Here is a 15,449-nt window from a genome sequence, read left to right as displayed (position 1 = left end):
CAGCGCGGTGCGTATGGCCTGCCGCAATTTTTCCTTGTCTGTTTCAAACTTCGTGGGCTTGGCTGGCTGCTCCTCGGCTGGCAAGGCGGCAGCTTCCTTGTCCAGCTTTACCTGCCCTTTCCGCTGCGCCCAATACTCACGCTCGGTAATGCGGCTTTTGCTGCCATGCAAAAGGTCGATTTGATAGAGATTTTCCCGGTGGCACAGCTCCATGACTTCGGCTTTGAAGTATTCCATCGCCGCGTCTGTGCAGCGGTGTTTGCACCCGGCGCGGGTGTCTGCCGGTCTGTCCATATAGGGCAAGAATGGAACTTCGACTATCCGCAGAGAATTGATAACGATATGCACATGGATATTGCCGCTGTGGTTGTGTCCGTCCGGGTGGGTGCAGACAATGGCTTGGTGTCCGGGAAACTGCTTCCGGCAAAATTCCTCGCCCAACGCCTGCGCCCGGTCTACGGTCAAACCGTTGTCCACCGCGTCCCGTGGGTCAAAGCTGATAATGTAGTGGTGGCTTTTTACATCTTCCCGCTTCTGGTTCTTCCCATAGCGGAGATTGGAGCGCATACAGGCAACGGCAAAATCCTCGTCGCCGCAGTTCAGCGTGGCTATTCGATAGTCCTCCCTGAGCATGAGCCGCCCGTTTTCATCAAGGGTGGGCTTCATGGTAAACTCGTCATGTTCAAAGGTGAGGTACTGCTCGGCTGCGCCATAGTCCGCATTTTTAGAGCTGATATGTTTGAATGTTGCCAACAGCGTCACCTACCTTTCGCAGGACTTCAAACTTCAAGGCAGCAAGGTCAGAAATGGCGGCGCGGACTTCAACGGACAGGGCGTTGTATGGTGTGCCGTACTCGTTGAGGGCGCGGGCAATCTGATTGAGGTTGCCACCGATTTTTCCGTATTCGGCGGTCAGCCTGCCAACGGCGGACAACAGTTCATCATTGACCGGGGAAACGGTAACGATGGGGCGAATGGTCGCCCGTGTAATGGCTTGCCGGATAAATTCGGCTTGGCTCATGTCATAGTGTTTCAGCCGCTCGGTAAAGTCGGCGTATTCTTCCTCGGTCATGCGGGTTTTGACCACATGGCAGCGGTGGGGTGTGTTGTATTTTTTCTTCAAGCGTTGACCTCCTTTCTCGCCCGACAGGGCGCATGAGCAGGGTTTGGGGAAGGCACTCCCCAACAAGATTTACCAAAGGGGCAAAACCGCAGATATGCGGATTTTGGCACCGTGGTAGAATCTTGCTCTAAAAAACTACCGCTTTCCTCGGCGGCTCTGGTTTGCGGATATACTGGCTTGCTCCACCAATATAGCGATTGCGGCGGCGTGTTCTGCCCGCTGTTCACCACTACAACGGTGAAAAGGGGGCGTTTTGGCAAACGCAGCGAAAATTTTTTTATTTTCCCTGTCTGCTCCCTACAACAATCCGGCGGTGTGGTTTGCCAAAGATTTTTGAAAATGGGCGCAAAAAAAGCAGTAAACCTTTTCAAGATTTACTGCTTATCTGCCGCTGTGATGGGCGGCGGTATTAAATTGTCAGCCGTTTTTCAAATGGAATTTATCTGCAATCGCTTTCTTTCCGCTTTCCAATTCCTTTTCTGTAATCTTCCATAATCCTAACGCAATGATCTGCTATCTTTTGCATTCCGAGTTCTTCAAAAAAGGCAATTTGTATTTTCATCAGTTCTTCACAAACAGTCAACTTCTGCTCATCCATATTGCTAATAGCAAGCCATGGGAACGCTTTATATTTCTTAGTGTCCCCAATGAGAAAATTGTACCCTATCAACTCATTTTCACGGAAAACGAAATAGAATTGTGGGCCTGAACCTGGAACTGACTTTTCCATAATTTGCTGCATTGTTCTCACGCCGCCGTATGCCGGAAAAAAACCTATTCGCTCAAGAGCATTTAATATGTCAATCCTTTTATCTGTGGGTATGTCTCTATAATTGATAATCTGTTCCATTTGCTCTACCCTCATTGAAGTTTAATTTGTCAGGCTCTAATTATACAACTTTTCTGTTTAGCGGTCAAAGCGGAACTTCAACAGGCTTTCTATCAGTTGCCTGACGATATGCTCCTGCATATCCGTGTTAATCTGTCCGTCCATTTTCGCACAAGAGCGGACATATCCCGCATAATGGGATAGGACGGCGGCAACAGCTTCCGGGTCGCCCTCGCTTGCCTTAACGATTGTCTCATAGGGAAGTAGCTGGCTCATAGGACAAACCCTCCAACTCTGCCCGTAGCCGCCGTAAAATCATCTGAATACGCCGCCCGGTTGTGTTGCCAGCCCGTCCATATCTCCGTCCAATCTCCCTATGCGTCAATCGTTGGAAGTAGTACAAGAAAATGATTTCCTGTTCCATCTGTGATAGTGCGGACAGGGCTGCGGCAAGCTCTGGACTTTCCAAAAGCACCATCTGACCACAGACGAAAAGCGGATAGCTGGTCATGCCGGATTGCTCCGCAAAGTATTTATCTGTGGTACTGAATGGATAGTGTTTTTCTTCTATCAGATATTCAAGCGAGATTTCCCGCTTGCGGCGGCTCCGTATGCTCCGGGCTGCGTCTATGGCAGCGTGGCGAATAACAGTCTTGCAAAAGGCATCGTGTGTATGCCGGATATGTTCTTGATACTTTTCGTGTTCGGTCATGGAAAATCCCCCTTTCTGAATAATGGCAGAGGGCGGCAGCATCTTGTGCTGTCGCCCTCTTGATTACCGAACAGCAAAGACGGGCGGGGCTGTCAACGGCGGCGCATTTGCGCCGTTCATCTTGACCGTTGACAGGCTCGGCTGGGTTTGCTATCTGCTCACGGCAATTCACTCTCATTGATAGGAATTGCCTCAAGTTCCGTATTCAAATTGTTCCAATAAGAGCCGATATCCGCACTTGTGAAATACTTAAAACCGCCTGCTGCTGACTTCAATTCGCCGTTTTTAACCCCATAGCAGGCGTAAATCAAATCGTAGCTTGTTCCATCTGAGAGGTTAAATCTAAAGCTGGTCACATCTGCTCCGGCAGTTTCCTCAGTCGTTTTGTCTTTTAGGGATAAGCCCTTGAACTTATCATACAGGGTCTTTATATCATTTTCAGCAACAACTACTTTCTTTTCTGCTGATGCAGGCACTCCGTCATAGTGGTACATTTCAACGTTTTCGACATCTTCAACCTCAAATGGGAAGTCGATTTTGACAGGCTCATAAGCAATGTTTATAGGTAACAGAAAGAGAGCTGTAAAAATTGCAATGATACAAAGAGCGATGGAAACGAGAACAGCAATCGTTATCTTTTTTCTGCCTCTCTGCTTTTCTTTTGCCTCATGGCGCATAATAACGCTTTCGCTTTCTTCGTGAAGAACATCTTCGCTCGTGTGAGAAAGCAATTTCTGATAAATTGCGTTACAGTCAGCACAGGCGTTCAAATGCTCTTTTACCATCTCTGCGCTTGCTTCGCTGCAAGCACCGTCAACATACAGCGGAAGAATATCTCGAACAATATCGCATTGTTTACTCATGCTTTTCATCCATCCTTTCTTGAATTTTTAGCTTTGCACGATGATAAGTAACTCTCGCCCATGATTCTGTTTTTCCAAAAATTGCAGCGATTTGTGAAAAAGATAGTTCCCCGAATACGCGAAGCTGAAAGACTTCTTTGTATGGTTCTTCCAAACGGTGAAGAACGAGGTGTATGCGGAACGCCATGTCAGAATCTGCAACTGAGTTCTCAACATTTTCATTTGATGGCAAGTCATTGATTTCACTCACATCAGCTACTCGCTGACGGCTTCGCATTTCATCATGGTAAAGGTTTTTTGCTATGGAGCAGAGCCATGTCAATTCATCTGACTTACCTTTGAATTGTGATGTTGTAGAAACAGCCTTATAGAATGTGTTCTGCGTGATTTCCTCTGCTATCTCACGATTTTTGGCAAGAGAAATAGTATACGAGTATACCTGTAAATAGTAGGCTTTATAGAGCTTTTCATAGTCCATACTTGTCATCACCTCCTTCAGCTTCATAGGTTAGACGGAGAAATCGGAATTTCGTTACAAAGAAGTTTGAAATTTTTATACCTTTACGCTACTCTTGCTTTGTGCGGACTATTGATAGACGCGCATTAACGGCAAGTAAAGAGATTGCTGTGTCAGCTTGATATGTTCAAATGCTAATTAAGTATAGCATACAGCTATGAATTTTTCTATTGCGTTCCCCTGACTTCGGAATAGTGGCAGGGCTGGCTATCCTTGTTTTGCTTTGTGCTTCTCTACCGTACATGAGCATTATCAGAAAGCAGAAAGCATCACTTTTACTGTAAGAGACGGCATCGTTGAGAATGGACCGGTCACCATGTACGACAACCCGGTTTCCGTTAAGATTTCCAAACAGGATATCACAACTCATACCGAACTGCCTGGAGCAAAATTAACGGTGAACAATAAGGCAACCGGACAGGTAGTTGACACATGGATCTCAACGGACACCCCGCATGAGATTACCGGATTAAAAGACGGTGTTTACGAGCTGACTGAAATCACAGCCCCGAACGGCTATGATATCGCAGAGACCATAACCTTTACCGTACGTGACCGGATTGTTTCCAGTGAAACCGTTGTTATGTATGATAAGCCGTCTGAAACCATTCCAAACACCGTAAAGATCTCTAAGCGCGACGCAACGACCGGAGAAGAACTCCCGGGCGCAAAGCTTACGGTTACAGATGAAAGCGGTGAAGTTAAGGATTCCTGGACTTCAACAGATACCCCACATGAGATCGAAAACCTTGCGGATGGTAATTATACGCTGACCGAGGTAACTGCGCCGGACGGTTATGAAGTAGCCGAAAGCGTCGTGTTTACCGTAAAAGACGGCGCCGTGATCGGAAATATTGTGATCATGTTAGATCAGCCTGAGGGCGATACACCGACTCCGCCGACCCCGGATGAGGACCACAGCTTTGTGATCTCCAAACGGGATATCACAAACGGCAAGGAACTCGCCGGTGCGGAGCTGACACTGACCGATGAAGCCGGGGAAGAAATCGACAGCTGGGTATCTACAAAAACCCCGCATGAGATCAAGAATCTGGCGGATGGGGAATACACCCTGACCGAAGTGACCGCTCCGGACGGATATAAAGTAGCGGAATCCATCACCTTCACCGTGGAAGACGGAACCGTAACCGGTGGCAGCGTAGTTATGTACGATGCTCCGATAAAGGCAACCCCGTCTGAACCGGAAGAAAAACAGGACTTTACCATTTCCAAACGTGACATTACCACAGGCAAGGAACTGCCGGGCGCCAAGTTAACCCTGACCGATTCTGACGATTCCATCGTAGAAACATGGATCTCCGGTTCAAAGCCGCACGAGATCAAGAATCTGGCGGATGGGGAATACACCCTGACCGAAGTGACCGCTCCGGACGGATATAAAGTAGCGGAATCCATCACCTTTACGGTGGAAAATGGAACCGTAAAAGGCGGCAGTGTTGTTATGTACGATACTCCGACAAAGGCAACTCCGTCTGAGCCGGAAGAAGATGAAGACACCTACTTCTATATTTCCAAACGCGACGCAACGACCTCTGCGGAGCTTCCGGGGGCACAGCTCAAACTGACCAATCAGGATGGTGATATCATTGCAACCTGGACCTCCACATCCAGCCCGAAGAAGATCGAAAATCCGGAAGACGGTGTTTACACGCTGACCGAAACGACAGCTCCAAGCGGCTATCTGGTTGCGGAGTCCATTACCTTTACCGTTGAAAAGGGTACGGTAAAAGGTGGAACGGTTGTAATGCTCGACCAGAAGAAATCATCCGGCGGCGGTGGCGGCAGCCATTCCGGCGGCGGTGGCGGCGGCGGACACAGCCACCGTGTAATCAATGGTGGAAGCGGCGGTCCTGGCACAGTACAGGAAACGCCGGTGATAACGGATACAACCAAAACCGTCACACCGACACCGGTAGAAACAACCCAGCCAACACCGACCCCAAGTGAACTTCCAAAGACCGACGACATTTCCGCATTCAGCTTAAGTTTCTGGGCTGCTGCGATCGTCATGCTTGGACTTCTTGCGGATGAGAAACGGAAACGGGCCAACATCCGTTAATCCCGGGCATTCAAAACAGAGAACAGGCAGTACGAAAGTACTGCCTGTTTTTTGCTGTTTTTTAAACCGATCCGTGCACATACTGATAATACAATCGGAGAAAAGGCATAGAGAACAAAACAATCGATATGCCTGAAGTTCCCGTAATCTTACGGGACATCCGAGAGGTCAGGAAAGTTTTTAACGTATATTCGCGTCGGATGACGCAGGTTTAGTCATCGCGCGAATAAATACCCGGTACATCTCTTGGGGATTATTTGCATAAAGCGATTCTAACTTGCTGAATCCGGCTTTATCGTTTTGATATCCCCTGGATATAAAACCGATACCATCCTGACCATGAATAACCCGAAAGGGGAAATGACATCCCATCTGAACCGCTTGTGGTTCCTTGACCGGTGGGAAATGAAATTTTGGCGGTAGTTTTTCTGCCGTCTTTACGACCGCTTCCCTATCCTGGGCAACGGTTATAGAGGCATCGAAGCCAGTATTGGTTTCCGGCTTCATGCTGTATGTAACTGTTGACCCGGGGACGCCGCGCTTTGCGTGGTGGCCCTATTCCTTATGGGATGAATTCCCAATAAACGGGCAGGGAGGCCCGATACAAATGATGAATTTTAAAAAAGGGTGCCACGCCCTTATCGTGGCATTGATTATGGCAATTTGCTGCAACTTTATCGCGTTTGGCGATGAGGTTGCAGCGCCGGCTGGGTCCGCTGTAGAATCCGTTATGAACGATGCAGCGGACAATTCATCCGTTTCCGAGTCGACCAATTCAGAAGCGGATACGGATGCGGCTGCTGACTCGAACCCTGAGCCGAACGGTTTAGAGGCAGAGGAGACTCCGGAGCCAGAGGAAAAGAAGGACGACAACCAGTCCTCCTTTGATTCCGGTAACAAGGAAGATCATTCATCGTTTGATGAGTGGGACTTCCCGGAGCCGACCCCGGAGCCGACCCCGGAACCGCAGCCAGAGCCAGCGCCGCAGCCGACACCTGAGCCAGCGCCGCAGCCGACACCTGAGCCGGAACCGGAAAAGCCGGAAATCCCGGTAACGCCAGTTCCGGAGCCGGAAAAGCCGGAACCGACGCCGGAACCGGAGCGCTGGCATAACGACGATGATGATGACGATGATGACATCGTCGTCATCATTCCGAAGATGCCGGTGGTCACTGCTGAGACCGATATGGTCCCGGTAGTGAAGACCTTCGAAGTGTCGAGCGGTGATACGCTGCCGACACCAGAAGAGACGCCGAAGACGGAGATTCCAAAAACTCCGTCTTCAGACCTTCCGAAAACAGGGGACTCCAGCTTGGCGCTGTATGCCTTCATGGCATCAGCGTTTGGACTGGCAGTTCTCCTTGGTAGCAGCTTCATCGACAGACACAACGCCGATGAGACTGCAAAAGAGTTTTCTACGTATCCGCAAATGTGCTGCGGACCGCAGGAAGCTGAAAACACCGGAAAGGACGTGAGCGTAAAAGCTGCACGTTCTTCCGGAACAAAGAATGCACCGTCCCGTTTCGGGCCCCGGTGCCAAAATTGCATCGAGATTGTTTTAGCCCTCACCCATCCCGGGTGGGGGCTTTTTGTGTCTAAAAGCCGGTAAATAACCAGAAATAGAACCAAAAAGTGTTATCCGCAAAAAAATGGGCGATCGCGTTGGATTTTCGTGATAAATTTCGTATAATATAGTTATAAGAAAAGAAAGGGGACAACTTATATGAGAAAACGACTGATCAAATCCCTCGCGATGTTCTGTATGACAACCTGCATGGCGTTATCCGCACAGTTTCCGGGTTACGCGGCATTAACATATGAAAATGAAAATTCCGTCTGCTATATAACGAATCATCCGTATTATCAGGAGGTTTCCGAAATGGCTAAAACAGTTTCGGAAAAGCTTCCGGAGGCGGAACGTGAATTTTTATATCATGTCTGCATGGTGAGCGTCTTTGGTGCAAATTACAAAAACAGTAAGAGTGATTATCTGGGCGACCTGCTCTGCGTCCTGTCGCCGTCGGAAGCCGAATCCATCCCTTCTTCCATGTTCACAAACTACATCCAGACAGGTCTGGTCATGTGGCCAAATGGACGACAGGAAGTCAGGACGGTCACTCCGGTTCCTTTAAATAAAGACGGGATCAACGAGACAAATTATCAGGAACTGCGTCTTTTTTACCAGACGTACCTGGAAGCCAGCAGAGCATGCAGGGACTGGACACAGCTGCCAAGATCTGCGCGCTCCATGACATGCTCATAGAGAAAATGGACACGCCAAGTATGCATAACCTGGAAGAAACGACAAGGGCCCACGGCATGGGTTCCGCACTGGCTGACCATATCGGATTATGCAATGTGTATTCTGGAATGTTCTATATTTTCGGCAATGCGAACGGATTGCAGGTCACCATTGACCATGATCATATCAATCACGACTGCAACATGGTCTATGTAGACGGAAAGTGGAAATACATCGATGTGATGTACGATGACATCGACCACAGCACCAAATATTACCTGACGGAAACCTGCTCAAGGGCAAAGGAGCATACGAAGCCCGCGCAATAAGCAGACGACAATTTTATACAGCACCGAGATAACAGATTGGCTACGGGGATACTATACCCTTTTATAAGTTCCTGCATCTTTTGCAGGAGCTTATTTTTTTATTCCTACAATCCTGTAACCGTCCACATACTGATAAAAGAAAAATAAAGGAGGGAAAGCTCAATGGCAGAAGAAAGAGACGAAAATAGAATAAACCATGGCGGACCGGAAGATCCATCCCACGAGGATGGAACCAGGACGGGCCAGGGAGCACCATCCGGCACTGGACGGACGGAAGATGCAAAGCATGGAGAAACGGAGGGTAAGAAAAAGCAGGACGCCCCCGAACAGACAGAAAAGACCGGGGAGGAAATGCAGCAGTCGCCGCCGCAGAAGATGTCGCTTTTTGAGCGGTTCGGATTGTTATTAAGCAGGATCCGCAGATTCTTCCACCATATCCTGCACCCGCAGCCGGATTCCCAGATCATCCCGAAACGCCGCCGCCCGTTTGAGCGGCGCCAGAAAACGGCCGAAGAGCAGGCAGACCCGAAGAAGGAAGATCCATCCAAAGAGCAGGAAGAACAGAAGGACCAGGATCAGGATAAGAAGGGGAAAGGCCAGGAAACGCAGAAGGATACGGACAAGAAGGGCACTTCCAAAGAAGAAACCGAAAAACAGGGGACTGAAAAACAGGAAGATACCAGAAAACAATCCGAACAGAAGAAAGAGCAGGAATCTGGCGCCCGCGACTCGGACGAGGTCTCCCGCATGGAGAAACGCACCAAGGAGACAAAACAGAAACGTTCGTTACGCGATTACGGAAACCTGTTCTTCCATATTATCGCCAGAAGGGGGCTTGGCCGGGAAGGCTATATGCATGCCCTCCAGATGGGAGAACAGGCAGAACGGGAAGCAAAGGAAGAAGCAGCGCGCGCATCTCAGGGAGATTCCCAAAGATCCCAGCCGGATGAAAATGGCGGGTCAAAGACGCCGATGCCGGATGTTAATAAACCGGACCAGTCAAAGACAGAAAGACAGGAAGGCGGAAAAGGGCAACCGGATAAACCGGAACCGCAGCCGGAAAGACCTTTAAAACACCTTTACGAGGTCTTTACCAAGGATACCGCTGAGAGCAACAAATTCCTTGCAAATTATGAGAAGCGTCTGGCGGAACACCTGGAACAGATCGAACATCAGCCGGTGGACGCAAAAGCTACGCGAAACGGCGACGGAACGATCACCTTCGATATCGCCTGCGGCAAGGATGAAATGGGGACGAAAGCGTCCTTCTTAAAAGCAACCGATATCCATGTCACCATGGATTCCAACTACAACATCATCGAGGCAGTGGGAAGGGATGAAAACAACCAGGAAATGGATATCGCGGAAACCCTTGGCGCATATATCGCCGCAGATCTTGCCGGAAACTTCCGGGAGGATTATAACCGCGCGGATGATGTCCATAACGTGTTAAGCGGAAAAACTTTCGCGGATGCCGTTACCCGCACCGTCAAGGATCCGGAACCGCTCCATATTATCCCATGGAATGCTGTTTCTCCGGGCCAGGGCAAGGATTATGGGGACGTACGGATCGATAACGTGCTGTACCACGTGCAGAGCATGGGATATACATCCACAGACAATAAGAGTACTTCCATGAACGACATCGTATTCACTCCGGTAAACGGACAGGGAAAAACCTTTAAAATCCCAAGCGACCATGCACAGCAGGCAGCCGGTTTTACATTCCGCACCTTCGCGGAAGCAAAAAAGACGGAAGCTATGATTAACGGATATCTAAAATCCTGTGATCAGATCGATGTCAGTGCGAAAGAATTGTGGGAAAAACAGGAAGAACTGTTTGCATCCCGTGCGAAAGAAGATAACTTAAGAAAACGCAATCCAGAAAGTTCGGAGTTAACAGAAATTGCCAAGCAGAATAAGATCTTAAACTACCAGTGCAAAGAATTAAAACAGCAGATCAGTGGAGCCTTAAAAGACCTGGTTGACGATCTGAGCGCGAAACAGCAAGCGGACCACCCACTGCGAAATGACCCGCCGTCTATAGATAATGCGGACGCTTTTCGGAAATATCTGGAAACCCAGAAACAGCTGGTTACAGAACGCATCCAGTCAATCGAGAGAGCATGCGGCGCAATGACCCTGGAGGAAGCCGAAGCAAAGGCCGCAGCGGCGCAAGACGCGATCGGAAAGCAGATTGAGGCAGCGCGCGCGATCCATATTGAAAACGTAAACCGGGAGCGCCAGGATATTCGCCATATCTTTGATACGGTCCTTCCTACGGCGAAAAACGGCCCGTTCGCATGGAGTTTGGAAGAGCTGAACGCAGCAGCCTTGGATCCGGACCGCTCCTTACAGGAAATCCTGGAACCGGAGCCAGAAGCAGAACAAGGCCAGGAACAGGGTCAAGAACAGCGCCAGACGAAAGGCCAGGAACAGGAAGGCGAAGAACACGAAGAACGGGAATAACAAAGAACCCCGGAAACAAAAAGACAAGATCCGAAAAGATCCGACATACTGTATATAAGATTCTGCCCGGCAGGAAGCGACCGGGCAGAACATTCCATCAGGAAAAGGAGGAAGGCTAATTATGCCAGAAGAATTAAAACAGGACCTTCCGGAACAGACGGAAGCCGTAACGCCGGAATATGGACCAGCCGGACAGCCGGAACCGGAAGCAGAGGCGGAACAGCCGCCGATCACACCGGATGACATCATAAAAGCCCTGTGGGATAAAGATTCACACGGGGACAACCTGACTGTTATCAATTTCGCCCTGGAATTACTGGATACACTGACCGGCGATGTCACGAAAAAGCTTGCGGAGCTGACAACCAGGGAACCGATCGTGAGCGTATTTGATATCGGCGGGTATGCAACCCTGCGCGTAACCTATAAATATGCGACCGCAACGGATTTTTCCCGGATGCTCACGATCCTGGAAGATTTCGCCAAGGAACTGACGGAATTTTCTTACGGGAAACATGACGACGCGTACGTGCCGAGACTCAATGTGACGGTGCGCCCGATGAGTTTAAAAGGCGCCATGATCACGGCCATCAACCCAATCTTCCACAACGTGCAGCCGCATGACCCGATGTATGCGGAGTGTAATGAACTCCAGATGTTATTCACCCCGGATACCCTGCAGTTCTATTATGATCCGGATTTCGACGACAAGGCGGTATCCGACCAGGTACGTGCCGAGATCGCGGCGGAAGAATCCATCCGTACGGCAGCAGAACGCAAGAAGCCCGAGGACGAGGCTTACCAGGCGGAACGCGAGCGCGAGGCCAAGGAGCGCATGGACAAAGATTACAACTTAAGCGGAGGCCACGTGATCAAGGAAGCTTATCACGGATTCGGCAAGGACCGCGAAAAGGGAGAATAATCAAACCCGGAAAAGCCGCAGCGAAATGCTGCGGCATTTTTTGTGTCCGGCTTGTACGGTTTGCGGCAAAAAACAAATAAAAATGTATGCGTCCTTCCGATTTCGGATAGTTTTCAAAAAGATGTGACATACTGTATTCAGTATAAACGTGCGGCACCGGGAACCGCGCTGATATAACTAACCGAGAAAGGAGAAACATATGATTGTGTGAATAACCTGACACAGACATTTGCGAAAATAATATGATTAGAGATATCAGATACCAGGAACTGGTTTTGATTTTACGCCAGGCATCCATGTATGGATGGAATAACGAGCGGGACGATATCGGGCAGGAAAGCGATAAACTGTTAGGGATCGTCAACCGTCAGAAAGAACAGGGTAAAATGAGCCTGGATGCGGACTTCGAGAAGCGGTTCGGACATATGTTCCCGTATGCACTGGCGTCGGTCCTGATGGAACCGGCAGAGACTAAAAAGCAGGTATGCGACATCATCTGCAGGAACTACCAGTGCATGGAAATGTACGACCTTTCATCCACGATCGCGGTTGCGAAGATCGCGATGCGCCCCAAACTGAAACAGGAAGACCCGTTTTACTGCCTGTATACGATCCTCCGTATGCAGCAGAAAACGATCAGATAAAAAGAACATCACGAAGGAGGACCAGACATTGGGCAATATCATAAAATCCAGGGCATGGCTGTTTACCGTTGCGTGCGGGACGGCAGTGATCTTATCCACATCCCCGGCCCTTGCCGCGCCACAGGATGCCGCGCCGGAATCTGCGATAGAAACGCAGGTGCAGGAAACAGAAACCCCGCAGGCAGAGCCGACGCAGGAAACGCCGGAGACTCAGGAAGCACTGGAAAGCGAAGGAACAGAAAACACGCCGGAGACATCCGCAGAGGAAGAGTCTGATATTAAGGAAGAAGAGGGCGAGACGGAAGGCACGGAAACGGAACAGGATGAAGACGAAACCGAAGAGGCAGAACCTGAAGAGACGGACACCTCGCAGGAAGATATTTATACGGCGCCGGAAGATAAGAACCATGTAAATGTCAGTTTCCAGTTTACGAACGCATCTGGAACAAAGCCGGTGTACCCGGTGAATCTCATCTTAAAAGAGGTAGATACGGGCATAAAAGAAAAGATCACGATCCGGTCTTCCGGACAGATCGTGGAGCTTGAGCATGGTGATTATCAGGTCGTCTCCATGAAGGATGGCGGAACCATGCCGTTAGTGGCTTCCGGCCAGACCATGAGCATTTATAAGAATGCCCGTTATACCATACAGTTCCAGCAGAACCGGGCAAGAAAGATGTTCTCCGACTTTTTAAAGGATAACATCCTTTTGATCGTGGTTTTCCTCGGGGCTGCCGCACTTTATAACGCGACAATCATCAAGAACTTCAATAAACATCCAAGACGTTAAAAATGACCAAAAAGTGTTATCCGCAAAAATTTTCGCGGATTACCTGCCAGTACATACTGAGAGAAAAAACGGAGGGAACAATTATGCAGAAGAAATACCTTTATCTTGCCTCTCTCCTTGCCCTGACCGCGATCGCGGCCACAGGATGCAAAAAGAAAGAGGAAGCGCCGGCAATGCCGACGGAACAGACGCTGACTGCAGTGACTGTCAATGATTTACAGGCCGGCAGCTACTATGTGAAGAATGCCGGGGATTTTTACGAGCTGCCGCTTGAGGGCATCAGCTTTGACGCAACAAAAGCCGTAACATCCACGGATGATACCGGAAACGGCATGACCCGGTCGGAAGAGAACCGGATCGTCGATTATGTGTACAAAGACGGGGCGATCCCGACCATGTATAAAAATGACCAGCTGGTGTTCAAGTCCAACGGAAACGTGCCATCCTTTGTATGGGAACGTTTCATCGACCAGGGGTATTCCCTGGGTGTTTACGGGTTAAGCGCGAACAGCGCCGGAAAGGTGCAGTTCAGCCAGGATAAATCCGGATGCGAAGCGAATTCCAGCATCGTACAGGCGTTAATGGCGCAACAGCAGGCCGGCTACGATATCAGTAACGGTTTCGTGATCGATAAGATCAACGGAACATCGATCACAAAGGACAACCTCCGCACCGGCGGTATCGTTGCGGGATTGACCAAGGATGCGGTCGCAAACTGCGACGCCTATATCGGCACCACCTTGGTCAGCATCAATGCCACAGCGGATACCCAGATGTTCACTTCCTTTGAGCTTTATACCACCGAGGACTACAGCAACTCCCCGGACGGATACGCGATCGTTACGATCCCGGATTACTTAAAGAGTGGATATTACCTGATCAACAATGCCGGACTGGTGAAATATTATGATGTGGAACGCGGCGGATCGACCGGTGATATTGATATGACGGAACCATATTATTACACCGGGAAAGATGGAAAGACCCTGACCTATTATGAATACCAGGAAGAGACCGGAAAGACAAACGGTAACACGGAGGTACAGGCGTCCACGCTGGAAGCCACAAATGACGTGATCACCCTGAATACGGATTCTTCCCAGAACGCCTTAAATTTCTCGATTTCCTATCAGTACCACACACCGGAAGATGAAACAAAGGCGAAACAGCACGGAAACTTCCCGAAGATCGTCATGATGTCCCCAACAGGCACGGCAACCCAGCTTGCGATGACCCAGGGAAGCGGGGATGAGTCCGATATGTACTACGCGACCGCAACAATCGACGGCGCGGTAGCAGGTTCCTGGGAACTCCGTTTTTACAATTTTGAGGATATCTACCGCACGATCTCCACGGATGTTTCCAGCGGCAATGCGAAGTCCTACATCCAGAGCGGCAGCCATGGCAGCTTAAATATCTACCTGGAAGCGTCTGATGTCCAGAACGACATTACGGTAACCTGGCAGAATAAAGACCATGCCGCAAAGGTTGAGATCGTGACACCGAGCGGAGAAAGGTATTCCGAAGAGGCGACCCCGAGTAACCTTTTCGTGAACGAGTATGGTAAGCAGGTATTCCGTCTGCCGAGACTGGAAGCTGGCAATTACACCATTAATGTCAACGGTTCCGATCTCGGCCGGGTATGGGTTGACAACACGCAGGTTGGCACAGACGCAGCGCCGGTAGCGGATGCTGCTCAGCCAGCGGAAACAGAAGCGGGAACGGAAGCAGAAACACAGGCAGCCCAGTAACAGGTGTACAACAAGCAGACAGAAAGAAGTCTCCTTTTGGAGGCTTCTTTTTCGTTGGTAAAAAACCGGCTGCCTCACAGAACAAGCAGGACCCGGATACAGAATTTTACCCAAAAAGGACATCCCGCCATACGCATACTGAAGCTGAATCATGATGAAAGAAATAGAGAAAGGAGAG

General features: G+C 49.6%; 18 protein-coding genes. 10 read left to right on the top strand and 8 right to left on the bottom strand.

Annotated elements, in window-relative coordinates; all coding sequences use genetic code 11:
• Both DW085_RS15690 and mobC read right to left on the bottom strand, forming a co-directional pair.
• Nucleotides 1–753 (bottom strand): relaxase/mobilization nuclease domain-containing protein (locus DW085_RS15690; RefSeq protein ID WP_182430909.1); only part of this gene is annotated, 753 nt, incomplete at its 3' end.
• Nucleotides 725–1,123 carry a plasmid mobilization relaxosome protein MobC gene (gene mobC / locus DW085_RS15685; protein WP_040647222.1) on the bottom strand — a complete coding sequence of 133 codons (399 nt, stop codon included), beginning with the start codon at nt 1,121–1,123 and terminating at the stop codon, nt 725–727. The genes DW085_RS15690 and mobC, both read right to left, overlap by 29 nt.
• Before the next feature lie 111 nt (nt 1,124–1,234).
• Between mobC and DW085_RS19240 the strand changes: the two genes are divergently transcribed.
• On the top strand, nt 1,235–1,618 hold the full coding sequence (locus DW085_RS19240) for a hypothetical protein (protein ID WP_181977005.1): 384 nt from the start codon (nt 1,235–1,237) through the stop codon (nt 1,616–1,618).
• On the opposite strand, the gene DW085_RS15675 is transcribed toward DW085_RS19240, so the two are convergent.
• From DW085_RS15675 to DW085_RS15655, 5 genes are all read right to left on the bottom strand, one after another.
• A complete protein-coding gene (locus DW085_RS15675) occupies nt 1,563–1,988 on the bottom strand; it encodes a hypothetical protein (protein ID WP_005921288.1) in 426 nt (141 codons plus the stop codon). The genes DW085_RS19240 and DW085_RS15675 overlap by 56 nt on opposite strands.
• 42 nt (nt 1,989–2,030) lie before the next feature.
• Entirely contained in the window at nt 2,031–2,228 is a 198-nt protein-coding gene (locus DW085_RS15670; RefSeq protein ID WP_005921293.1) for a helix-turn-helix domain-containing protein, read from the bottom strand.
• Nucleotides 2,206–2,706, bottom strand: coding sequence for a sigma factor-like helix-turn-helix DNA-binding protein (locus DW085_RS15665; RefSeq protein ID WP_004853592.1), 501 nt, complete (start codon nt 2,704–2,706; stop codon nt 2,206–2,208). The genes DW085_RS15670 and DW085_RS15665 overlap by 23 nt, the downstream gene beginning before the upstream one ends.
• A gap of 116 nt (nt 2,707–2,822) precedes the next feature.
• Nucleotides 2,823–3,527 carry a zf-HC2 domain-containing protein gene (locus tag DW085_RS15660; RefSeq protein WP_005946129.1) on the bottom strand — a complete coding sequence of 235 codons (705 nt, stop codon included), beginning with the start codon at nt 3,525–3,527 and terminating at the stop codon, nt 2,823–2,825.
• Nucleotides 3,520–4,032, bottom strand: coding sequence for an RNA polymerase sigma factor (locus DW085_RS15655; protein WP_003533443.1), 513 nt, complete (start codon nt 4,030–4,032; stop codon nt 3,520–3,522). The genes DW085_RS15660 and DW085_RS15655 overlap by 8 nt, the downstream gene beginning before the upstream one ends.
• Nucleotides 4,033–4,267: 235 nt before the next feature.
• Between DW085_RS15655 and DW085_RS15650 the strand changes: the two genes are divergently transcribed.
• Entirely contained in the window at nt 4,268–6,124 is a 1,857-nt protein-coding gene (locus DW085_RS15650; RefSeq protein WP_118493569.1) for a SpaA isopeptide-forming pilin-related protein, read from the top strand.
• A gap of 180 nt (nt 6,125–6,304) precedes the next feature.
• Here the strand turns inward: DW085_RS15650 and DW085_RS15645 are convergent, their stop codons facing one another.
• The gene (locus DW085_RS15645) at nt 6,305–6,631 is read right to left on the bottom strand and encodes a hypothetical protein (RefSeq protein WP_118493566.1); all 327 of its coding nucleotides are present in this window, start codon (nt 6,629–6,631) and stop codon (nt 6,305–6,307) included.
• A 100-nt stretch (nt 6,632–6,731) separates the two neighbouring features.
• Between DW085_RS15645 and DW085_RS19235 the strand changes: the two genes are divergently transcribed.
• The 8 genes from DW085_RS19235 to DW085_RS15605 all read left to right on the top strand — a co-directional run bounded on the left by DW085_RS19235 (nt 6,732) and on the right by DW085_RS15605 (nt 15,271).
• The gene (locus DW085_RS19235; protein ID WP_182430910.1) at nt 6,732–7,733 is read left to right on the top strand and encodes a hypothetical protein; all 1,002 of its coding nucleotides are present in this window, start codon (nt 6,732–6,734) and stop codon (nt 7,731–7,733) included.
• Nucleotides 7,734–7,847: 114 nt separating this feature from the next.
• Nucleotides 7,848–8,387 carry a hypothetical protein gene (locus DW085_RS15635; RefSeq protein ID WP_118493563.1) on the top strand — a complete coding sequence of 180 codons (540 nt, stop codon included), beginning with the start codon at nt 7,848–7,850 and terminating at the stop codon, nt 8,385–8,387.
• Nucleotides 8,333–8,695 carry a hypothetical protein gene (locus tag DW085_RS15630; RefSeq protein ID WP_147353970.1) on the top strand — a complete coding sequence of 121 codons (363 nt, stop codon included), beginning with the start codon at nt 8,333–8,335 and terminating at the stop codon, nt 8,693–8,695. Before DW085_RS15635 ends, DW085_RS15630 begins: the two co-directional genes overlap by 55 nt.
• A gap of 162 nt (nt 8,696–8,857) precedes the next feature.
• Entirely contained in the window at nt 8,858–11,164 is a 2,307-nt protein-coding gene (locus DW085_RS15625) for a hypothetical protein (RefSeq protein ID WP_118493558.1), read from the top strand.
• Nucleotides 11,165–11,285: 121 nt separating this feature from the next.
• Nucleotides 11,286–12,086, top strand: a complete 801-nt coding sequence (locus DW085_RS15620; protein WP_118493556.1) for a hypothetical protein — start codon at nt 11,286–11,288, stop codon at nt 12,084–12,086.
• Between the two features lie 242 nt (nt 12,087–12,328).
• A complete protein-coding gene (locus DW085_RS15615) occupies nt 12,329–12,730 on the top strand; it encodes a hypothetical protein (RefSeq protein ID WP_118493554.1) in 402 nt (133 codons plus the stop codon).
• 28 nt (nt 12,731–12,758) lie between these two features.
• The gene (locus DW085_RS15610; RefSeq protein ID WP_118493553.1) at nt 12,759–13,520 is read left to right on the top strand and encodes a hypothetical protein; all 762 of its coding nucleotides are present in this window, start codon (nt 12,759–12,761) and stop codon (nt 13,518–13,520) included.
• A gap of 83 nt (nt 13,521–13,603) precedes the next feature.
• Nucleotides 13,604–15,271 (top strand): hypothetical protein, encoded by a 1,668-nt coding sequence (locus tag DW085_RS15605; RefSeq protein WP_147353969.1) that lies wholly within the window; start codon nt 13,604–13,606, stop codon nt 15,269–15,271.
• The last annotated feature ends 178 nt before the right edge of the window (nt 15,272–15,449 follow it).

It is taken from the genome of Clostridium sp. AF50-3 (assembly GCF_003477445.1).
GTDB lineage: Bacteria > Bacillota > Clostridia > Lachnospirales > Lachnospiraceae > Otoolea > Otoolea fessa.
The sequence above is the reverse complement of the archived record's forward strand: the minus strand, read 5'-3'. Positions and strand labels throughout refer to the sequence as shown.